Source organism: [Actinomadura] parvosata subsp. kistnae, assembly GCF_900323885.1.
Taxonomy (GTDB): Bacteria; Actinomycetota; Actinomycetes; order Streptosporangiales; family Streptosporangiaceae; genus Nonomuraea; species Nonomuraea composti.
The window spans coordinates 2,162,700-2,184,631 of sequence record NZ_OOHJ01000018.1 but is presented as its reverse complement, the minus strand read 5'-3'; the positions used below and the strand labels follow the sequence as shown (position 1 = coordinate 2,184,631).

The 21,932-nt window shown below is 73.6% G+C and carries 13 protein-coding genes and 1 pseudogene; 6 read left to right on the top strand and 8 right to left on the bottom strand.

The features are described 5' to 3' along the window. The first annotated feature begins 51 nt into the window (after positions 1-51). Entirely contained in the window at positions 52-1,506 is a 1,455-nt protein-coding gene (locus KIS93_RS30055) for an alpha/beta hydrolase (RefSeq protein ID WP_080044478.1), read from the top strand. A gap of 160 nt (positions 1,507-1,666) precedes the next feature. Then, complete coding sequence (locus tag KIS93_RS30050) at positions 1,667-3,274, top strand: carbamoyltransferase family protein (protein WP_230465732.1); 1,608 nt, start codon at positions 1,667-1,669, stop codon at positions 3,272-3,274. 10 nt (positions 3,275-3,284) lie between these two features. Here KIS93_RS30050 and KIS93_RS30045 read toward each other — a convergent pair whose 3' ends face one another. Further along, the gene (locus KIS93_RS30045; protein ID WP_080044480.1) at positions 3,285-4,649 is read right to left on the bottom strand and encodes a N,N-dimethylformamidase beta subunit family domain-containing protein; all 1,365 of its coding nucleotides are present in this window, start codon (positions 4,647-4,649) and stop codon (positions 3,285-3,287) included. Positions 4,650-4,760: 111 nt separating this feature from the next. On the opposite strand from KIS93_RS30045, the gene KIS93_RS30040 reads away from it, so the two are divergent. Further along, positions 4,761-5,606, top strand: coding sequence for an N-acetylmuramoyl-L-alanine amidase (locus KIS93_RS30040; RefSeq protein ID WP_080044481.1), 846 nt, complete (start codon positions 4,761-4,763; stop codon positions 5,604-5,606). Here the strand turns inward: KIS93_RS30040 and KIS93_RS30035 are convergent. Beyond that, positions 5,587-6,225: a TetR/AcrR family transcriptional regulator gene (locus KIS93_RS30035; protein ID WP_080044482.1), complete on the bottom strand. Its 639-nt coding sequence runs from the start codon at positions 6,223-6,225 to the stop codon at positions 5,587-5,589. The genes KIS93_RS30040 and KIS93_RS30035 overlap by 20 nt on opposite strands. A gap of 102 nt (positions 6,226-6,327) precedes the next feature. Between KIS93_RS30035 and KIS93_RS30030 the strand changes: the two genes are divergently transcribed. Continuing rightward, entirely contained in the window at positions 6,328-7,431 is a 1,104-nt protein-coding gene (locus tag KIS93_RS30030) for a serine hydrolase domain-containing protein (RefSeq protein WP_080044483.1), read from the top strand. An 86-nt stretch (positions 7,432-7,517) separates the two neighbouring features. Here KIS93_RS30030 and KIS93_RS30025 read toward each other — a convergent pair whose 3' ends face one another. The 3 genes from KIS93_RS30025 to KIS93_RS65785 form a co-directional block, all read right to left on the bottom strand. Next, complete coding sequence (locus KIS93_RS30025; protein WP_080044484.1) at positions 7,518-7,703, bottom strand: hypothetical protein; 186 nt, start codon at positions 7,701-7,703, stop codon at positions 7,518-7,520. Between the two features lie 208 nt (positions 7,704-7,911). Then, positions 7,912-9,048: an FAD-dependent monooxygenase gene (locus tag KIS93_RS30020; RefSeq protein WP_080044485.1), complete on the bottom strand. Its 1,137-nt coding sequence runs from the start codon at positions 9,046-9,048 to the stop codon at positions 7,912-7,914. A 132-nt stretch (positions 9,049-9,180) separates the two neighbouring features. Continuing rightward, the gene (locus KIS93_RS65785; RefSeq protein ID WP_230465733.1) at positions 9,181-12,678 is read right to left on the bottom strand and encodes an AfsR/SARP family transcriptional regulator; all 3,498 of its coding nucleotides are present in this window, start codon (positions 12,676-12,678) and stop codon (positions 9,181-9,183) included. 269 nt (positions 12,679-12,947) lie between these two features. Here KIS93_RS65785 and KIS93_RS30000 point away from each other — a divergent pair, with 269 nt between their 5' ends. Next, on the top strand, positions 12,948-16,352 hold the full coding sequence (locus tag KIS93_RS30000; protein WP_080044487.1) for a M28 family peptidase: 3,405 nt from the start codon (positions 12,948-12,950) through the stop codon (positions 16,350-16,352). An 11-nt stretch (positions 16,353-16,363) separates the two neighbouring features. Here KIS93_RS30000 and KIS93_RS63650 read toward each other — a convergent pair whose 3' ends face one another. Continuing rightward, positions 16,364-16,546: a helix-turn-helix domain-containing protein gene (locus KIS93_RS63650; protein ID WP_246005382.1), complete on the bottom strand. Its 183-nt coding sequence runs from the start codon at positions 16,544-16,546 to the stop codon at positions 16,364-16,366. Positions 16,547-18,915: 2,369 nt separating this feature from the next. Further along, a pseudogene (locus KIS93_RS65780) lies at positions 18,916-19,371 on the bottom strand (AAA family ATPase); the annotation flags it as partial. Between the two features lie 205 nt (positions 19,372-19,576). Between KIS93_RS65780 and KIS93_RS29990 the strand changes: the two are divergent. Further along, positions 19,577-20,155 carry a TetR/AcrR family transcriptional regulator gene (locus KIS93_RS29990; RefSeq protein ID WP_080044489.1) on the top strand — a complete coding sequence of 193 codons (579 nt, stop codon included), beginning with the start codon at positions 19,577-19,579 and terminating at the stop codon, positions 20,153-20,155. 183 nt (positions 20,156-20,338) lie between these two features. Here KIS93_RS29990 and KIS93_RS29985 read toward each other — a convergent pair whose 3' ends face one another. Further along, positions 20,339-21,898, bottom strand: coding sequence for a cellulase family glycosylhydrolase (locus tag KIS93_RS29985; protein WP_080044490.1), 1,560 nt, complete (start codon positions 21,896-21,898; stop codon positions 20,339-20,341). Positions 21,899-21,932: the final 34 nt, after the last annotated feature.

Genomic DNA, 21,932 nt, shown 5'->3' with positions numbered 1-21,932 from the left:
GGTGATCGCCTCCATGGTGAGAGATCTGCTCTGATCAGCAGGCTTGTCCCCATGAAACGCCTGCTCGCGATCGGCGCGACCGCCGTCGTCACCCTGACCGCCCTGACCGCCCTGACCGCTCCCGCCACGGCCGCCACCACCTGGGGCCCGTGCGCGGCGGGCTCCGACCCGCGCCAGGAGTGCGCCACGATCGAGGTGCCGCTCGACTACGCCGCCCCGGCCAAGGGCTCGATCTCGCTGGCCGTCTCCCGGATCAGGACGGCCCGGCCGCAGTTGCGCCGCGGCGTGCTGCTGCTCGTCCCCGGCGGCCCGGGCAGCCCCGGCCTGTCCCGCCCGAGCACGTACGTCTCCCGCCTGCCGAAGGACGTGCTCGACCGCTACGACCTGGTCGGCTTCGACCCGCGCGGCGTCGGCGCCAGCACCCCGGTGAGCTGCGGCCTCGACCAGGAGGACCTGGCCTTCACCCGGTTGAAGCCGTACCCGGCGGCGGACGGCGGCATCGCGGAGAACGCCGCCTGGTCCCGGAGGATCGCCGAGGCGTGCGCGCGGAACGGCGGCCCGCTGCTGCGCCACATCAGCACCCGCAACGAGGCCAGGGACATGGACACGATCAGGAAGGCGCTCGGCGAGCGCCGCCTCTCCTACTGGGGCGTCTCGTACGGCACGTACGCGGGCGCGGTGTACGCCACGATGTTCCCCGAGCGGACCGACCGGGTCGTCCTGGACAGCAACGACGACCCCGACCCGGCCAGGGTGGCGCGCGCGTGGCTGGCCAACTACTCGGTGGGAGTGGAGGACCGCTTCCCCGACTTCGCGGCGTGGGCGGCCGGGCACGATGCCGAGTACGGCCTGGGCGCCGACGCCGCCGAGGTCCGCCGCACGTTCCTGGACCTGGCCGGGCGGCTCGACCGCGAGCCGCTGCCGTGGCCCGGCGCCAACCCGCCGCGGCTGACCGGCAACGCCCTGCGCGAGAGCATGCTGAACGCCCTGTACTCCGACAGCGGCTTCCCCGGCCTGGCGGCGCTGATGAAGGCGGCGCTGGCCGGGACGCCGCTGCCGGCCGCCGCCACGCCGCCCGCGGCCGTCATGCAGAACAGCGCCGCCTCCTCGGCGGCCACGCTCTGCAACGACGTGGAGTGGCCTGCCTCGATCGCCCGGCACGAGCGGCTGGTCGCGCGGGACCGGGCGGCGTACCCGCTCACGGCGGGCATGCCGGTCAACATCGGGCCGTGCGCGTCCTGGCCGTACCGTCCGGCCGAGCGTCCGGTGCGGGTGACCTCGCGCGGCCCGGCGAACGTCCTGCTGGTGCAGAACCTGCGGGACCCGTCGACGCCGTACAGCGGGGCGCTGAAGATGCGGGAGGCGTTCGGCGCGCGGGCGCGCATGGTGGCCGTGGACTCCGGCGGGCACGGCAGCTACCTGGCCAACGGCAACGCCTGCGGCGACGCGGCGGTGACGGAGTTCCTGGTCACGGGCGTGCTGCCGGGGCAGGACAAGCTCTGCTGACGTGTCCCTTACGCGGTTGGGAGATCCACTTGTCCCGCCCTGGGGTATCGGTGCCCGTGATCACGATCAGGAGGCACCGCAGATGGCCGACTTTCCCATCGTTGTCGGGATAAATCGCACCCAGGATGGCTCCATAGCCGTCGCGGTGGGCGAGTCCGGCATGTACAGCCTGCAAAAGGAACGCATCAGCCGCCGCAAGCACCACTGGGGCCGGCTCGGCGACCTGCCCGACCGTTACCTGCCCGCCATGCCGCTGCTGAAGGAGCCGGTGGACCTGGTCGTGGAGGGCTACTCGTCGGACACCGAGATCGAGCACGCGCCCGCGTACCAGGAAGAGGTGCGCGAGACGCTCGGGCTCAAGGACGGCGCGCCCATCGTGCTCGTCTCCCACCACCTCAGCCACCTCTACAGCGCCTTCTACCCCTCGCCGTTCGAGGAGGCGGCCGGGCTGGTGATCGACGCGCAGGGCAGCCACGTCCGCGACTTCACCGAGGACGTCCCGCTGCCGCCCGGCACCGACGGCGACCTGCTGGAGGTGGCCTCCTTCTACCGGTGCCGGCGCGGGCGCCTGGAATGCCTGGCCAAGCAGCTCTGGGACGGCGACTGGGCCAGGCCCGCCGGGCTCGGCTGCTTCTACGCGCTGCTGACCAAGATGTTGTGGCCGGAGGGCGAGGGCAATGAGGGCAAGGTGATGGGGCTGGCCCCGTTCGGCGACCCCGGCGCGCTCGGCCTGCCCGGCCTCGACGTGCACGGCCACGAGGTGCACATCCCGGACGCCTGGCTGGAGACGTTCCGGCATCGCGACGCGTTCGTCTACGAGCCGGGCGGCGAGGAGTTCCGCCGCGCCGCGAACCTCGCCGCCGCCGGCCAGCGCGCCTTCGAGGAGGCGCTCAACCGGGTGGTCGCCTGGCTGCACGCCGAGACCGGCCTCGACGCGCTCGCCTTCGCCGGCGGCACCGCGCTCAACTGCTCCGCCAACGGCCGGCTCATCCGCGAGTCGCCGTTCCGCGAGGTGTTCATCCCGCCCAGCCCGCACGACGGCGGCACGGCCGTCGGCTGCGCCCTGTACGGGCTCATCGCCTGCCTCGGCGTCGACAGCGGCTTCCGCTGGACCGACGACTTCCTCGGCCCCGACCCCGACGAGGCCGACATCGAGGCCGCCGTCCGCGCCCTGCCCGCCGGCCTGTACGCCGAGCAGCCGGCCGACCTCGTGGGCGAGCTGGCCACGCTGCTGGACAGCGGCCGGGTGATCGGGCTGCACCAGGGCCGCAGCGAGTCGGGGCCGCGCGCGCTCGGCAACCGCAGCATCCTCGGCGACCCGCGCAGCCCCGACATGCAGGACTACATCAACTTCCAGGTGAAGGGCCGCGAGTGGTTCCGGCCGCTGGCGCCGCTGGTACTGGCCGAGCACGCCGAGCAGATCTTCGAGGTGGACCGGCCCGCCCCGTTCATGCAGTACGCCGCCGCCGTCCGCCCCGAGCACCGCGACCGGCTGCCGGGGATCACGCACGTGGACGGCACCGCCAGGCTCCAGACGGTCACCCGCGCCACCACCCCGTTCCTGCACGCCCTGCTCAGCCGGTGGCACGAGCGCACCGGCACGCCGGTGCTGATCAACACCTCGCTGAACGGGCCGGGGGAGCCGCTCACGGAGACGCCGGAGCACTCGATCCAGACGCTGGCCGCGACCGGCATGCACGCGCTGGCGATGCCGCCGTACCTGATCCGCAAGCGCGAGGAGCCGCCGCTGCCGGGCGAGCCCGCCTGACCCGCGATCTTCAACCCAGGCGGTCGAGCACGTTCGCCGTGATGCGCTCGACCGCTGGCGAGGTCGCCAGGCCGCGCACCCAGTCGGTGGTGGCGGCGTTGAAGACGGTGCCGCCATCGGTGTAGAGGCCCATGGTGGCGGCCCCGTTGCCGAGCCCCCAGCCGCTCGCCCGCGCATCGCCCACGCCCAGGATCGTGAACCCGGGCGGCGTGCCGTCGGCCCCCGCAGGCACGTGGGGCGGCCCGGCGTCGCGGTCGAACGCGGCGCCGTCGCACTCGTACCCCACCAGGTTCTCCGCCAGCCCGAACACCTCCCCCTCACGCAGCCCCGTGCCCTCGTACACCCAGTGGCCGGCGTGCTGCACCCGGAAGCCCACCGGCAGCGGGTGCTCGTCGCGGTCGCGCTCGCCGCCGTTGCGGAAGCTCACGCCGATCAGCTCGTTCTCCGGCGCGCCCGCCTCGTGCCAGAAGCCGACCCGGGAGAAGGTGACGGCGTCGTGGAAGACGACCCGCCACCAGCAGGTGTTGCCGCCGAAGAAGGCCGCGTTCCCGCCGCCCGCCACGTGCCGCGCCACGGCCGCGCGCATGGCGTCGCTCCAGTACTCGTCGTGCCCCGCGCTCACCAGCAGCCGGTACGGCTCCAGCAGCTCCGCCCCCTCCCGGTGCAGGTCCACGTCCGTGCACAGGTCCACCGCGTACCCGTGCCGCTCCAGCCAGGCCACGAACGGGCCGTCCCAATGCACGTACGTCTGGCGCGGTGTCGGGTCGTACGGGTCGAAGTTCGTGATGTCGTACGGCGTCGCGCCCGTGCCGCCGCCCGGCCGGTGCAGCCCCACCCCGGGGGAGAGCCCGCCGGGCACCTCCTCGGGGCGCGGCATGTTGTACAGGCACCAGTGCCCGGACGCCTGCGCGGGGTCGTAGGCGTGCCCGTCGATGAGGTTGTAGGCGTGGTAGGTCAGCAGCGGCAGCTTGTAGAGGATGCGGGCCGCCGGTCGCGGGGGACGGACCACGAACAGGGCCTTGGCCGCGCGCCCGTCGGCCGTCGTCCGGTCGGGGTCGGTCCGGTCGCGGCCGCTCTCGTCGCCCTCCACCAGCACCGCGACGTACACGCCGGGCTCGGCGGGGGCCGGCATCGGGTAGGCGGGCCAGGCGGGCAGCGGCTCGCCGCGCAGCCCCGTGCCCGGCCGGCCCCAGTCGTGGGCGGGCAGGTGCGGGGGCGCGTCGGCGCCCGGCAGCCACGGCGACTTCTCGCACAAGGTCAGCCCGTCGCCGCACCGGTGCAGCTCCACCCTGAACCGGGGCGCGTCCGTCGACACCCGCAACGTCACCTCGCCGCCCGCGAACGGGCTCGGCTGCTCTGCGTAACCTCGGATCACACCCTCGGATCCTCACCGCCGCGCGTCCGGCGGAAACCCGGTTCGCGACACGAAATCGCAGGTCAGCGCCGGTCTTGGGTTTCCGGGGCGGGGCCCGGTACGGTCGGTGCCATGCGTGCTCACCGAGCCGGATCCGCGTCACCGGCCCCGCTCGCCCACCGAGCCGGGCCGGCGGCGCTGGCCCTGCTCACCGCGCTGTCCGCAGCCGGATGCGGTGGCGGTGGCGGTGCCGTGCCCGCCGCCCGGGAGGCGGCGCTGCCCGCCTCCCCGCCGTCCGGCAGCCCCTCCGGCACGGCGGCGCCGCTGGCCGGCAAGACCGTCGTCATCGACCCGGGGCACAACGGCGGCAACGCCGCGCACCCGAAGGAGATCAACCGCCAGGTCGACATCATCACCGGCCGCAAGGCGTGCAACACCACCGGCACCGAGACCGCCGACGGCTACCCCGAGCACGCCTTCACCTGGGACGTCGCCGGCGACCTGAAGCCGATCCTGGAGCGCATGGGCGCCAAGGTCGTGCTCACCCGCCCCAATGACAAGGGCGTGGGCCCGTGCGTCACCGAGCGGGCCGCGATCGGCAACGAGGCCAGGGCGGACGCCGTGCTGTCCATCCACGGCGACGGCGCGGCGCCGAGCGGGCACGGGTTCCACGTGATCATGCCGGGCCTGCTGCGCGGGCACAACGACGACGTGGTCAAGCCGTCGGCGAAGCTCGGCCGCGACATCCGCGACGCCTACCGCGCCGGCACCGGCATGCCGTACGCCACCTACACCGCGAAGAACGGCCTGGCGACCCGCACGGACCTGGGCGGGCTCAACCTGTCGACGCGGCCGGCGGTGTTCATCGAGTGCGGCAACATGCGCAACAAGGGCGATGCCGCCAAGATGTCCGACGCCGCCTTCCGCAAGCGCATGGCCGCCGCGCTCGCCGACGGGATCAGGCGCTACCTGGGCTAGCGTAGGCCCGCAGGAACGCGGCCACCCCGGCGTCCGCCAGCCGGTCGAGGTCGGCCTCGGTGTAGTGGCCGCCGCCGCCCGAGAACATCGCCTTGTTCACCGGGATCCACAGCAGCAGGCCGACGAAGTGCTCGGCGGCCAGGGCCGGGTCGTCCGTGCGCAGCAGGCCGCGCTCGGCCAGCCGCCCGAACGCGGTGGCCATGGTCTCCAGCGAGCGCTCGAAGCCCTGGGCGTACCAGGTGCGGCCGAGGTCGGGGAAGCGGTCGGCCTCGGCGATGACCAGGCGGCGCAGCTTGAGCACGTCGGGGCTCATGATGCGGGCGAGGAACTGGCGGGCCAGCTCGCGCAGGTCCTTCTCCAGGTCGTCGGTGTCCTCCAGGGCCGCCGTGATCATCTTGGCCAGGCCCTCCACCTGGCCGGTGGTGTCCATGATGATGCTGGTGAAGAGCTGTTCCTTGTCGGTGAAGTGCTTGTAGACGGTCTGCTTCGACACGGAGGCCAGTGCGGCCACCTCGTCCATGCTCGTGCCCACGTAGCCGTTGCGCAGGAACACCGGGAGCGCCGCCTCCAGGATCTGCCTGCGCTTGCGTGCCGTCCGGCCGTCCTCTTCCGCTGCCATGACCGCCTCCTCGTTCGCGTACCCAGAACAGTACTAGACAGTTCCGTACCGATGTGAGTACTGTACCGTCTAGTTCCAGCGACGAACAGGATGGAAACGGACATGAGTGACCTTCAGCAGCAGGTGCAGGCAGCCGCCGACAAGCTCGTCGAGTCGGGCGCGGAGCGCGGGCTCCAGGTGGCCGTCTACCAGGACGGCGTCCAGATCGTGGACGTCGTGGCGGGCGTCGCCGACCCTGGAACCGGGCGGCCGGTGACACCCGACACGCCCTTCTACAACTTCTCCATCGGCAAGGGCGCCACCGCCGCCGTCGCCCACGTGCTCGCCGAGCGCGGCCTGTTCGGCTACGACACGCCGGTGGCCGAGCTGTGGCCCGAGTTCGCCCGGCACGGCAAGGAGCGCGTCACCGTCCGGCACGTGCTCTCGCACACGGCCGGCGTGCCCGGCGTGCCCCTCGACACCACGCCCGAGGACGTCTGCGACTGGGGCAAGATGGTCGCCGCCCTGGAGGACGCGGAGCTGTGGTGGGAGCCCGGCACCAAGATGGGCTACCACGCCTACACCTTCGGCTTCATCGTCGGCGAGATCGTCCGGCGGGTGACCGGCAAGCCCATCTCACAGGTGCTCAAGGAGGACGTCGCGGGGCCGCTCGGGGTGGCCGACGAGCTGTACTTCGGCATGCCGGAGCGCGAGCACGCGCGGCTGGCCCGCCTGGAGGACGCCCCCATGGACCCGTCCGCGTGGGGCGAGATGCCGGCCGACCTGCCCATGTTCAAGGCCGCGCCGATGTCGCTCATGCCGAACGCCGAGCTGGGCAACCGGCCCGACTACCTGTCGGCCGACATCCCCGCCGGCGGCAAGACCTCGGCCAGGGCCATCGCGCGCATGTACGCCGCGCTGCTCGGCGAGGTGGACGGCGTGCGCCTCATCACCCCCGAACGGCTGCGCGAGGCCACCGCCATCGTGTCGAGCGGCGTCGACGAGATCTTCGGCATGCCGTCGGCGTGGGGGCTCGGCTTCGGCATCGGCGCGCACGGCAAGACGCCCGAGGAGTCGCCGACCGTGTTCGGGGTCGGCGGCGCAGGCGGCAGCACGGCCTGGGCCGACACGGCGACCGGCACCGCGTTCGCCCTGACCAAGAACCGGCTCGCCCACGACTTCACGACGGCCGAGCTGATCGGCGACCTCGTCACCGCCGCCCGCTGATGCCGGAAGGGGGCCGGCCGGCGGCGGCGCCTTCCGCAGGCACCCCGGGGTCAGCCGTCGCGGCGGCTTTCACGGGCACCTCAAGATCAGCCGTCGCGGCAGAGGGGCGTGCCGCCGACCACGCAGGCGATGTCGTCGAGCTCACAACTCAGCAGGGTGCCGTCCATGCCGAGCACGAGCACCAGGTCGCGCCGGGACGGATGGGCCAGCATGACCCGGCCCACGACGCCGTTGTCCAAGATCACGGTAGGGCGGCCTGCCGCGTTGTCCATGCCCTCGTGACTCCTCTCCAGGTCCGGAACGAGCCCCGCGCCGGACCCGTCCCCACCAGGATGCACAGGCCGGGCCCCGGAGCGCATCGGTCATGCGGCGGTAATTCCGTACGCCATGGGGAGGAGTCGGCGGCTCACCTACCGGACAGGTATCAGGGTCGAATGCCCTTGACGGAGACGGCGCCCTCCGGTATAGAGGGCCGGCCGGTCAGTACGACTTGAGCGCGATGTCCGAGGCGTACTTGTCGCCCATCTTCGTCATCAGGCCCATGAGCAGGCTCGACCTGAACATCCAGTTGCGCATCCGGATGCGGGCCGCCGTCGGGGGCGCGAGGAAGGGGCCGGCGTTGCCGTTCCTGGCGATCCTGGCGTACTGCTTGAACAGCCGCTCGTACGCGGCGAAGGCCGCCCGGTGCTCGCCGCCCGCCGCCGCCAGCTCGCCCGCCAGCACGTACGCGCCCACCAGCGCCAGGCCCGACCCGAACCCGCCCAGCGTGTTGCCGTACCCCGCGTCGCCGAGCAGCGCCACCCGGCCCTGGGTGTAGCGGTCGATCCGCACCTGGCTGATCGAGTCGAGGTACACGCTGCCGGAGCGGCGCACCGCCTCGATGATGCGCGCCGTCTGCCAGCCCATGCCCTGGTACGCCCGCGCCAGCACCGCCTTCTGCTGCTCGCCGTCGTAGCGGTCGTAGGTCAGCGGCCCGGAGGCGAAGACGAAGAACGCCGGCGCCTTCGGCCCGCCCGTCGCCACCATCCTGCCCGGCTCGTTGTACATCTGCGGCATCGGGCCGAAGTCCCCCTCGACGTCGGCCAGCGCGTAGTAGTAGCCGAGATGCCGGACATAGTCGGACTCGGGGCCGAAGACGAGGCGGCGCACGTTCGAGTGGATGCCGTCGGCGCCCACGACCAGGTCGTACGTGCGGGGCGCGGTGCGCTCGAAGGTGACCTGGACGCCGCCGGGGGTCTCGGTGAGCGAGGTGATCGAGTCGCCGAAGACGTACTCGCAGTGGGGGGCCGAGCGCTCGTACAGGATCCTGGCCAGGTCGCCGCGCCTGATCTCCAGGTCGCCGGCGGTGAACGCGCCGGGCAGGAGCGCCAGCCTGCGGCCGTTCGCGTCCACGATCTCCTGGTCGGTGCCGCCGGTCTGGAGGCGGCGCACGTCGTCCAGGATGCCCGTGCGGCGCAGCACGGTCAGGTGGGTCTCGCCCTTGAAGTCCACCGCCTGCCCGCCGGGGCGCAGGGCGGGCGCCTTCTCGACGACGGTGACCTGGAAGCCGTGACGGGTGAGCCAGTAGGCGAGGGCGGGGCCGCCGATGCCGGCGCCGGAAATGAGAACGTTTCGCATGTCAGGGAGCTTCGCGAGCACCGCTGACAGCGGGACGACGACCCACTGACAACCCGGCACGGCCCTGTCAGCCCGCCGACTCAGCCCGCCGACTCGGCCCGCCGACTCAGGGCGCCGCGTCGGCGGGCTGCCTCAGCTCGCCGCCGCGCGCAGTGTGGTCAGGGCCTCCTCGCGAGTCAGCGCCACGCCCTTCGCGTACGCCGCCGCGAACCCCTCAGGGCCGAGCACCCGCGTGGCGCCGGCGGCGGTCGCGGCCACGTCCCGATCCCCGGCCACGGCCATGCCGCGCACGGCCGCCCCGATCCCGAGCAACAACGCCGCCCGCTCACCCGCCTCCCGCGACGCCCGGCCCGCGTCCCCAACCGCCCGATCCGCGTCGCCGGCCGCCCGGGTCGCCTGGTGGAGTGCGTGGGCGGCCAGGCCCTCCGCGACCTCGGCCACGTCGTTGGCCAGCGGGGAGTCCAGCGCGATCGCCAGCGCCTGAGCGTGCAGGCGGGCGGCCCGCTCCACGTCGCCCCGGGCGGCGGCCAGGCGGGCCAGGGCGGTGTGGACGCGGGACCTCATCCCGCCGGCCGTGAAGGCGCCGGTCTCCGAGCCGGACAGCGCCGCCTCCAGCCGCCGCTCCGCCTCGGGAAGGTCGCCCTGGAGCCGCGCGATGTCCCCGAGCTGGAGCTGCACCCAGGCCATCAGCTCCGGCCGCCCCAGCCGCCGCTCCAGCTCGCCGGCCCGCTCGATGTCGGCCCGCGCGGCGACGGGGTCGCCCGCCCGCCAGTGCGCGTTGGCCCGCCTGCTCAGGACGTCCGCCAGCTCGTCGAGCGCGCCCAGCTCCGCGAACAGGGCGAGGGCCCGGTCCCACAGCTCCATCGCCCGCCGCCAGTCGCCGCGCCAGCTCGCGATCAGGGCCAGCCAGTCGAACGCCTGCCCCATGCCCCACCGCTCGCCCAGCGCGCGGAAGGCCGCCAGCACCCGGTCCATCCCGGCCTCGGCGTCGGCGATCCGGCCGCTGTGCAGCAGCATCAGCGCGATGCCGAGCCGGTCGAGCGCCCGGCTCCAGGGATCCGAGCTGAGTACCAGCTCGCTGGTCCGATCCGTCGGCACCCCGCCGTCGGGCGGGCCCGCGATCATGCCCCACAGCGCCACCCCGAACCGGTAGCGCATCGGTCGCTCCAGCGACGCGACGATCTTCTTCGCCCGCGCCCAGTGCGGCGACCCGGTGTCGGGCACGGCGTGCAGCACCGCCAGCACGTACTCCTCCTCCAGATCGGCGGGCGGCGTGCCGCCGGTGCCGTCGAGGAGGCGTTCGGCGTGCCGGGTGGCCTCGCCGCGCCGCCCGGTCAGCCACCAGTACATGCCCAGCGTGCCCACCAGCCGCCACGCCGTCGGCGGGTCGTGCTCGACGCTCCAGCGCAGCGCCGACTGCAGGTTGGCGTTGTCGGCGGACAGCCGGGCCAGCCAGTCGAGCTGCTCGCGGCGGTAGAGGTGGTCGTGCGCGTTCGCCGCGAATTCCAGGAACCACGCGGCGTGCGCCTGCCGCAGCCGCTCCTCCTCGCCCGCCTCCGCCAGCCGCTCCAGGCAGAACAGGCGGATGGTGTCGAGCATCTGGTAACGCTCGCCGTCGGTCTCGACCAGCGACTTGTCCACCAGATCCGCCAGCCCGTCGGCCAGGTCCGTCCACGTCCCGCCGGTCGCATCCGCCGACGTCCCGCCGGTCGGATCCGCCCACGCCCCGCCGCTCGGATCCGTCCACGTCCCGCCGGTCGCATCCGTCCACGTCCCGCCGGATGTCAGGTCCCCGGGCTGCCCAGGCGGGCCGGCCGCGCCGCAGACGCGTTCGGCCGCCTCCAGCGTCGCGCCGCCCGTGAACACCGACAGGCGCCTGGCCAGCGCCTGCTCCGCCGGCCCGAGCAGGCTCCAGCTCCACTCCACCACCGCGTGCAGCGTCTGGTGGCGGGCGGCGGCGGTGCGGTCGCCGCGCGACAGCAGCCGGAAGCGGCCGTGCTCGGCCAGCCGGTCGGCGATCTCCGCCACCCCGAACGTGCGCACCCGCGCCGCCGCCAGCTCGATCGCCAGCGGCAGCCCGTCGAGCGCGGCGCAGATCCGCAGCACCGCGTCCAGGTTGCCGGGGTCGAGCGCGAACCCCTGCCGCACGGCCGCCGCCCGGTCGGCGAACAGCCGGACCGCCGGGTAGCTCAACGGGTCCCGCGCGTCGGGCGGCGGGGTGGGCAGCGGCGAGAGCGGGACGATGTGCTCGCCGGTGATCCCCAGCGGCTCCCGGCTGGTGGCCAGGATCGTCACGCCGGGGCACTGGGCGAGCAGGCGCCGGGCCAGCGTGGCGGCCTCGTCTATGACGTGCTCGCAGTTGTCGAGGACGAGCCGCAGTTCCTGCCCGGCCAGCGCGGCGACCAACCGCTCCACCGGATCGGGCCCACCGGCGGCGGCCGGCCTGAGCGCCGGCTCCCGAAGCCCGAGCGCCCCGAGCACGACGTGCGCCACCTGCCCGTCCACCGACGTGCCGCGTACCCCGCTCGCCACGGCCTCCCTCGGCCCGTCCACGAGCGACAGGTCCACGAACGCCACCGCACCGGCGGCCCGAGCCCCATCGTCCGGCGGGATCGGCGCGCCGCCCGCACCGGGCAGCGCTCCCTGAGCGGAGGCGCGCTGTGTCGGCACCGGCCCGGTGGCGGGTGGTCCGGCCGGGCGTGAGAGTGCCGGGCGGTGGGTGGTGGATTCGATGGCGAGGCGGGTCTTGCCGGTGCCGCCCGGCCCCACGATGGTGACCAGCCGGGCCGAGCCCAGCGCGGCCAGCCGGGCCAGCTCGTCCTCGCGCCCCACGAAGCTGGTGAGCTGCGCGGGCACGCCCGTCCGGACGGCGGGGGGCCGCGCGGGCGGACCGCCCGGGTCGGGGTGACCGCGCAGGATCGCAAGGTGCAGGGCGGCGAGCGAGGGTGACGGGTCGGCGCCGAGCTCGTCGGCGAGCAGCCGCCGCCCTTCCTCGTACGCCGCCAGCGCCTCGGCCTGCCGCCCCGCCGCGTGCAGGGCCCGCATGAGCAGCTCGCGGCCCCGTTCGCGCAGGGGATGGGCGGCGACCAGCTCGCGCAGCCCGGCGGCGGGCCGGGCGTCGGGGAGTGACAGCTCGGCCTCGTACAGGTCTTCGGTGGCGGTGAGCCGCAGCTCCTCCAGCCGCACGGCCTGCGGCTGCGCGAAGGGCGCGCCGGCGACGTCGGCGAGGGCGGGGCCGCGCCACAGCGCGAGCGCTTCCCGCAGCAGCGCGGCGGCCTGGGCGGGCAGCCCGGCGGCGAGCAGGCGGCGCCCTTCGCGGGTCAGCCGTTCGAAGCGGTGGGCGTCGACGGTGTCGGGCTCGGTGGCCAGCCGGTAGCCGGTGCCGTGGAACTCGATGAGGCCGGCGGGCAGGTGCCGCCTGAGCCGGGACACCTGCGCCTGGACGGCGTTGGCCGCGCCGGTCGGGGGCCGGTCGCCGTACTGGCCGTCGATGAGCCGTTCGACGCTGACCAGCCGTCCGGCGTCGAGCAGCAGCATGGCCAGCAGGGCGCGCGGCCGGGGCCCGCCGACGGTGACCGGGCCCCCGTCGGCGTCCCATACGGCGAGCGGACCGAGGACACCGAACTGCACGCCCCCGATTGTCCCCCACCTCACCTGGCGAAACGGAATTATCGGTATGCCTACCGATGCACATACGTATTTTCCCGCCGTCACTGAGGGCTTAGCGTCGGGCGGCATCAAGGCGAAACGGCCCGCTCGTCATCCTCCAAGCACCCCCCATCACCCCCCATTTCCCTGACGCCGGCGCGAACCCAGGAGACCCCGGGTCACGCGCGGGCCGCCGCGCGCCCACCAGCGCGCGGCGGCCCAGGGAAAGCGCCGAAAGGAGCAAGACAGCCGTGAAACGCACAGCCTTACTCGCCGCGGTCGTCGGCATCGCCACGGCCGCGACCGTCGTCTCACCCGCGCACGCCGCCCCTCCCGGAGCGGCCAAATCTCAGGAGAGCGTCGCGGCGGCGGCCGATCCCGCCTCGCTCGCGGCGGCGGTGGCGGACAAGGCCGTCGCCAGCCAGGTGGACGAGCTGACCAGGGGTCCGGACGAGGCTTACAGCAGGGTCTCGGTGACGCCGGGCGCGAGTGACATGTTCTACGTGGCGTACGAGCGTACGTACAAGGGGCTGCCCGTGGTCGGCGGCGACGCCGTCGTGGTCACCGACGCGGCGGGGCACGTCAGGGACACGGCGGCGGCGTCGGGGCCGAGCCCGCGCGGCCTGTCGACCAGGGCCGCGATCACCGCCGGCCGCGCCACCGAGGTCGCGAGGACGAAGCTGGAGCGGGTGGACGACACGGCGGAGCCGCGCCTGGTCGTGCTGGCCTGGGGCGAGCGGCCCCGGCTGGCGTGGGAGGCCGTGGTCAGCGGCGTGGCGGCCGGGAAGCCGAGCATCCAGCACGTGTTCGTGGACGCGCGGACCGGGAAGGTCGCCGACTCCTACGACCTCGTCCGCGCCGGCACCGGCAACGGCTACTACTACGGCCAGGTGACGATCGGCACGAGCGGGTCCGGCAGCTCGTACTCGATGACGGACTCCTCCAGGCCGGGCATCCAGTGCGGCGGGCAGAGCGGCAGCGCCTACACCGGCACGGACGACGCGTGGGGCAACGGCTCCGGCACCAACCTGGAGACGGCGTGCGTGGACGCCCTCTACAGCGTGCAGCGCGAGTGGGACATGCTGCGTGACTGGCTGGGCCGCAACGGCATCAACGGCAGCGGCCGCGGCTTCCCCGCCAGGGTCGGGCTGGCCGACGTGAACGCGTACTGGAACGGCAGCTACACGAACTTCGGCCACAACCAGGCCAACACGCAGCAGGCGACCCCGATCGACGTGGTGGCCCACGAGTTCGGGCACGCGATCTTCCAGACCACGCCGGGCGGCGCCGGCTCCGGCAACGAGAACGGCGGCATCAACGAGGGCACCGGCGACATCTTCGGCGCGCTCACCGAGCACTACGCGAACAACCCCAACGACCCGCCGGACTACCTGGTCGGCGAGGAGGTCAACCTGGTCGGGCAGGGGCCGATCAGGAACATGTACAACCCGGGCGCGCTCGGCGACCCGAACTGCTGGTCATCCTCGATCCCGAACACCGAGGTGCACGCGGCGGCGGGCCCGCTGAACCACTGGTTCTACCTGCTGGCCGAGGGCAACAACCCGGGCGGCGGCAAGCCGTCCAGCCCGATCTGCTCCGGCGGGCCCTCGTCGGTCACCGGCGTCGGCATCCAGAACGCCGGCAAGATCTTCATGGGCGCGCTCGGCAGGAAGACCTCGTCGTGGCGGTACACGAACGTGCGCGCCGCCTCGGTCGCGGCCGCCGTCGAGCTGTTCGGCGCGAACAGCGCGGAGTGCAACACCACCAAGGCCGCGTGGAGCGCGGTGAGCGTGGCGGCGACGTCGGGCGAGCCCGCGTGCGGCACTCCGGGCAACAACGACTTCTCGCTGACGCTCAACCCGTCGTCCGGCAGCGCGACGCCCGGCCAGCAGGTCACGGCCACGGTGAACACGCAGACGACGTCGGGCAGCGCGCAGACGGTGACCCTGTCGGCCTCCGGCGCGCCGTCCGGGACGACGGTGACCTTCAGCCCCACGTCGGTGACCTCGGGCGGCTCCGCCACGATGACCGTGCGGACCGGCTCGGCCACGCCGCAGGGCACGTACCCGATCACCGTGACCGGCGCCGGCACGACCTCGCACAGCGCCACCTACACGCTCACGGTGGGCCAGGGGCCGAACCCCGGTGACCCGCCGGACGTCAGCCTCACCAACGTCAAGGCGCACCTGACGCAGCTCCAGTCGATCGCCACCGCGAACGGCGGCACCCGCCGCTCCACGGGCAACGGCTACCTGCAGTCGGTGTCGTACATCGAGGAGAAGCTGCGCGCGGCCGGCTACACCGTGACCAGGCAGAGCTGCACCACCTCCTACTGCAGCAGCGGCGCGGGCCCGAACCTGATCGCCGACTGGCCCGGAGGCGACGCCAACCAGGTCATCATGTCGGGCGCGCACCTCGACAGCGTGGCCGCCGGGCCCGGCATCAACGACAACGGCTCAGGCTCGGCCAACCTCCTCGAGGTCGCGCTGACCCTCGCGCAGCGCAACCCGACGCTGGCCAAGCACGTGCGGTTCGGCTGGTGGACGGACGAGGAGCAGGGGCTCAACGGCTCGGAGTACTACGTGGCCTCGCTCAGCTCCACCGAGCGGTCGCGGATCCAGGTCTACTACAACTACGACATGACCGGCTCCACCAACGGCGGCTACTTCATCAACAACATCAACACCACCGGGGCCGCGTACCTGAAGGAGTTCTACGACCGGCTGAGCCTGCAGCCCGAGGAGAACGTCGAAGGCGCCAACCGCTCCGACGACGCCTCCTTCCGCAACGCCGGCATCGCCAGCTCCGGCGTCGCCGCCGGCGCCAGCGCCACCAAGACCTCGGCGCAGGCGGCCAAGTGGGGCGGCACGGCGGGGCGCGCGTACGACTCCTGCTACCACTCCGCCTGCGACACCACCAGCAACATCAACGACACCGTCCTCGACCGGGCGGCCGACGCGGCCATGTACGCCATCTGGAAGCAGGCGGTCGGCGGCACCCCGCCCACCCGCGACTTCTCGGTGACGGCGAACCCGGCGAGCGGCACCGTCCAGGCCGGCTCGTCAGCCACCTCCACCATCGGCACCAGCACCACGGCCGGCACCGCCCAGACCGTGAACCTGTCGGCGAGCGGGCTGCCGTCCGGGGCCGCCGCCACCTTCAACCCGGCCTCGGTGACCTCCGGCGGGTCGTCCACGCTGACCATCACGACCGCGCCCACCACCCCCGCCGGTAACTACACCGTCACGGTGACCGGCACCGGCGAGACGGCCACGCACACGACGACGTACGCGCTGACCGTCCAGGGCACCTCGGGCGGCCGGACGTTCACCAACGACACCGACTACCCGATCCAGGACTACGCCAACACCCAGAGCTCGATCACCTCCACCGCGACGGGCACCGCGACCTCGCCGGTCCGGCTGTCCATCACGATCAGCCACACGTGCGCGGAGGACCTCGACATCTGGCTGCGCGGGCCCAACGGCACCTGGTACGCGGTCGACCGGTACGGCGGCACGACCTGCACCCCGTACGGCACCAGGACGTTCTCCGTCCCGGTGAGCCAGCAGGCGGCCGGCACGTGGGTGCTCGACATCGAGGACGTCTACTCCGGTGACACCGGCTACCTCGACTCGTGGAGCATCACGGTCTAGCCGCTTCCCTCTCAGGACTCGGGGGTGACGGGCCCCGGCCGGTGCTCCGGCCGGGGCTCTCTCACCTCCGCCCGCGTGCGCACGCCGAGCTTCTGCAGCACGCGGGCCACGTGCGTGTCCACCGTGCGCTGCGACAGGAACAGCACCTCGGCGATCTCCCTGTTCGTCCGGCCCAGCGCGACCAGCCTGGCCACCTCGCTCTCGCGCGGCGACAACACCCCGCCGCCGCCCCTCCTGCTCCGCCGCGCGGGGGCCGCCCGGGCCCCAGCTCGCGCAGCAGCCGCCGGCACCGGGCCGCGTCATGCGTCGCCCCGAGCACCGCATACCGCTCGGCGGCCTCCGCGATCAGATCGGCGGCCCGCTCCCGCTGACCGCCCGGCTCGCGGTCGATGGCGCGCTCCCGCTGGCCGCTTCGATCCCGGTCGGCGGCGCGGTCGCGCTGGGTGGTCCGGTCCTGGTCCGCGAGGGTGAGCCGCGCGCCCGCCTCCAGCTCGGCGGTCCGTGCCGCCGTATACGGGCGGGGCATCGCGAGGTACGCGGCCCGCGCCCGCGCGTAGCGGCGGGCGGCCTCGTCGCAGGCGCCCGCGGCGCCGGCCAGGGCGCCCCGGGCCAGGTCGAGCCCGGCGTGCGCGGACGGCGCGTTCCTGCCCTCGATGCCGGCCGCGAACTCGGCGACCAGCCCGGCCGCCGCCTCCGACCGCCCGGCCTTGAGCAGCGCGGTGACGGCCGCGGGGACGAGCTGGTCGCCCCACACCCACACCCCCTTGCGCCGCAGCCGGGTCACCGCGAGGTCGGCCGCCGCCAGCGCGGGCTCCAGGGCGCCCCTGGTCAGGTGCAGCTCGACAAGCCCGCTCGACCCGGCGACGGCGACCGGCAGGAACCCGGAGTCGAGGTCGCGCACGCCGGCCGCCTCCAGGTGCTCGCCGGCCTCGTCCCACTCGCCCCTGGCCAGGGCCAGGACGCCGAGCGCGAGCCGGGCCTCGACGGCCAGCAGCGGCGCCTCGTACGTCATCTCGACGGCGGCCAGCGCCCGCTCGCGCAGCCCGTCCCAGCGGCCGGTGAGCAGGTCGAGCCGGATCGACGACATCTCGACCAGGAATGCCGGGTACAGGGCGCCGGTCTCCTCGGCGACGCGCCTGCTGCGCTCGGCGAACCTCCCGGCGGCGGCGTAGTGGCCGAGGGCGAGCGCGGCGTCGTACAGGTTGGAGTAGCCGCGGGCCACCTGGCGGCGTACGGCGGTGGACGGGTCGTTGACCGGCAGCGTGCCGGCCAGCTCGAACGCGTCGGGCGAGCCGACCAGCATGGCCATGCTGACCTTGTTGGCCTGGACGGCGGCGGTCAGCTCCGGGTCCTGGCCCTCCGCCAGCAGTTTCTCCGCCTGGGTCATCCATTCCTCGTGCATGGCCAGCGGCTCGCCGCCCCACACGGGCATGGCCAGCAGGGCCAGGCCGCGGGCGGCCAGCGAGGGGCTGTCGGCCAGGTCGGGGAGGGCGGCGAGGATCTCCTGGCGGCCGGCGGTGATCGCGCCGGCCTGGTTGGACAGCAGGACGCCGAGGTTGAGCCGGGCCTCGCCGCGTACCCGGGGGGAGAGGAAGTCGTCGGACAGGAGGTGGCGCAGGATGCGGACGACGCGGCGGTGCGACAGGCCGATGGCGGCGACGCGGCTGAGCCGCAGCGCCAGCGGGCCGCGCGCCTGCGTGGGCAGGTTGGGGTCGGCGAGCAGACCGTCCAGCAGCTCGACGGCGAGGGGGATGTCGCCGATGGCGGCGGCGTGGTCGGCGGCGGCGGCGCCGTGCCGCTGCCAGGCGGCGACGTCGCCGGCGTGGCGGGCGTGGTGGGCGAGCTGGACGAGGGGCGGCGGGTCCAGCGCGGCCAGGGCGGCCATGGCGCGGCGGTGCGCGAGCCGGCGGTCGGGGCCGGGGATGGCGTCGTAGACGGCCTGCTGGGCGAGGGCGTGGCGGAAGCCGTACAGGCCGTCGGGCTGCTCGCGCAGCACGCCGGCCTGCAGCGCCTCGCTGAGCCCGGATCCGCCCGAGACGGCGTTGATGAGCGGTTCGTCCGCGGGGAGCCGCAGGACGGCGGCGGCGTGGACGGCGTGCAGGGCGGCCGGCGACAGGCCGGTGAGGCGTTCTGCCATGGCCTCGCGCAGCAGCACGGGCACGCCCATCCGGTCGAGCGCTTCGGGCTCGGGCAGGCGGCCCTCGCCGTCGAGGAGGGAGCGCACGACCTCCTCGATCACGAACGGCACCCCGGCCGTCCGCTCGTGCAGCTTGCGGGCGAAGGCCGCGGAGATCCCGGAGCTCCCGGAGATCCCAGTGAGCGCGGCCGGCCCGGAAGGCCCGTCAGGCGCCGACGCGAGCAGCGTTCCGGCGAGGCTGCGCACGTCCTCGACGTCGAGCGGGGTCAGCGAGATCACCTCGCTGCGCACGCCGGGCGTGCGCCGGTAGGCGTGCCCGAAGGGCAGCCCCGGCACCGGCAGGTCCTCCCGCCGGAACGTCACGACGAGCGCCAGCCCCTCGGGCGGCTGGTCGGTGAGGAAACGCAGCAGGTCGCGGGTGCCGTCGTCGGCCCAGTGCAGGTCCTCGACGACGAGCACGACGGGCCCGGCGGCGCCGAGCAGGGCGTGCACGGCGCGGAAGAGGTGGTGCCGCTCGGCGCGCGGGTCGCCCATGGGCGGCGGGGTGGGCGCGGGCGGCAGGTGCCCGGCCAGCTCGGGCAGGTAGCCGCGCAGCGCCCCGGTGACGGGGCTGAGCCGGTCGCGCTCGGGCAGGGCGGCCGCGACGTGCCGCAGCGCGTCGAACACGGGCCCGTACGGGAACGGCTCGCGGATCTGGTGACAGTGCCCGATCAGCACGGTCGCTTCGGTGAGCGGGCCGATCGCGGCTCGGACGAGGCTGGTCTTGCCGATCCCCGCCTCGCCCTGCACCTGGATGACGGCGGGCGGGCAGGTGATGGCGCCGATGAGTAATCGCAGGGGGGCGTCGCGCCCGACCAGCGCAGGAGAAGCCAGGCTTGCCATCGGGGTCTCCGTAACAGTGGCAGGTTCTCTCCATTCACCTCGCGAGTGTGCTGGCTTCTCACTGTTTCGTCCATCGCCTGTCGGATCGGTTCGTCAGATCCGCGTTTCGTGTCCCGTACATGATCTTGATGAGGGATAATGATCTTGTGCGAGCCCTGACCGCAGCCGGGGCTCGCACGCCTGCCGCAGGTAGGCTGGGCCCATCATGGAGACCACCGTGGGGCTGCGGGAACGCAAGAAGGCCGAGACCCGGCAGGCCGTGCACGAGGCGGCCCTGCGGCTCGTGGTCGAGCACGGCCTCGACGCCGTCACCGTCGAGGCGATCGCCGACGCCGCCAACATCTCCCGCCGCACGTTCTCCAACTACTTCTCCGGCAAGGAGGACGCGCTCCTCTACGGCGAGGAGCAGCGCATCCGGGCCCTGGTGGAGCAGGTGCGCGCCCAGCCCGAGGGGCTGACGGCCTGGCAGGCGCTGCGGGCCTCCATCGAGGACCTGCACCGGGAGCTGGGAGAGCCCGAGCGCGAGTGGGCGCTGCGCACCCGCCTCGCCAAGCGCCACCCCTCGCTCCTGGCCCGCCAGCTCGCCAACCACGCGGCGCTCGAACGCGACCTGGCCGAGGCCGTCGCGGGGCGAAAGAGCGCGGTGCCGGGGCGGGTGCTGGCGGCGGCCTTCCTGGTGGGGCTGCGGGTGTCCACACACCTGTGGACGGAGGAGCACGAGGCCCGCACGTTGCGCGAGGTCATGAACGAGACCCTCGACCACCTCGCCCAGCCGTTCGCCTGACGACGTGCGAGCACCGCCTCGCCCAGCCGTTCGCCTGACGACGTGCGAGCACCGCCTCGCCCAGCCGTTCGCCTGACGACGTGCGAGCACCGCCTCGCCGAGCCCTTCGCGTGACGACGTGCGAGCGCCCGTCCCCGCGGTGCTCGGTCAGGAATCGCGGGGACGGGCGCTCGGTCCGGAGGGTCAGGAGCAGGTGGCTCCCGCGGGCTGGCTGCTGGGCCCGTTGGCGGTGAAGCCGACCGCCACCGACGCGCCCGGCGCCAGGTTCTTCGACCAGTCGGGGCCCTTGGCGGTCCAGGTCGTGCCCGACTGCGTGACGACCGCGTTCCAGCCGTTGTTGAGCGTCACCCCCGACGGGAACGTCCAGGTGGCGCTCCAGCCGGAGAGGGTGGAGGTGCCGGTGTTCTTGACGGTCAGCTCGCCCTGGAAGCCGCCCTGCCAGGAGTTCGTCTCCTTGTAGGTGACCGTGCACTGCCCGGGAGGAGGAGTGACGGGGGGCGTCGTGGTGGAGCCGCCACCGCCCACGGGCGGGATCAGGTACGGCTGCAGGATGTCCTGCTTGGCCTGGTTGATGGTGGTCCAGTCGTCGTTGGCGATGCCGCCGGTGTCACCGGAGTTGGGGTTCCACGACCAGTACGTGAACGACATCCCGTTCACCCCCGTCCCCATGTACTTCATCAGCTCCTGCAGCCACACCTTGTCCACGTTGGAGGTCATCGTGGTGCCGAACTCGCCGAGCATGATCGGCGCGATGTTCTGCTTGTAGAGGTAGCCCCAGTACTTGTCCCAGATGGCCGGCATGTTCGCCGGGTAGTCGGGCGCGTCGAACCACGACTGGTGGTAGACGGAGGTGGCGTACTCGTGCGGCGAGTAGACGAGCCGGTTGGCCACGTTGAGCCGCACCGGGTACTGCCCGGCCTTGGTCAGGTTGCCGCCCCACCAGCCGCAGTCCTCGTCGTTGGACGGGTCGCCGTCCCAGACGTTCGACAGGCCGCCGCTCGGGCAGCTCACGCCCTCGACGAAGATCAGCCAGTTGGGGTTGACGGACAGGACGGCGTTGCCGGCCCGCTCGGCGGCCAGGCGCCAGTCGCGGTTCTGGTCGCCGCAGCCCCAGCAGGCGCCGGTGGCGTTCGGGTTGGTGCCTTCGGCGTGCGGCTCGTTGTGCAGGTCGGCGCCGATGACCGTGGTGTTGCCGGCGTAGTGCTGGGCCAGCGCCTTCCAGTCGTTGATCCAGGTGCTCTCGGGGGTGGCGGAGACGTACCAGAGGGGGGACTGTCCGGCGGAGGTGGGGCGATGGCGGTCGAGGATGATCCGCATGCCCTTGCTGCCGGCGTAGTCGACGACCTTGTCCAGGATCTGCAGCGGCGTCAGCCCGATCAGGTCGGGGTTGACGTAGTCGTTGATGCCGGTGGCGGTGGCGCCGGGCTTGAGCGCGTCGTTGGAGTACGGCACCCGCAGCGTGTTGTAGCCCAGCGAGGCCATCTTGTCGATCTGGCCCTTCCACGGGTTGCTGGACCACAGGCCGTGGAAGGTCTTGTTGTCGGTCTCCATCCCGAACCAGTTGATCCCGGTCAGGCGCACCGTCGCACCGGTGCTGTCGACGATCTTGTTGCCGCTCGTCCGCAGGTATCCGGTGCCCGTGCCGGCCGCGGCCGAGGCGGGGGTGGAGGTCACGGCGACGGCGACCGCGGCCGCGGTGACCAGCGTGGCCAGTGCGGCCGTCGCGGCCTTGGGCAGGTGCATGAAGGTGCCCTTTCGGAAAGGGGTTGGGGCGCGG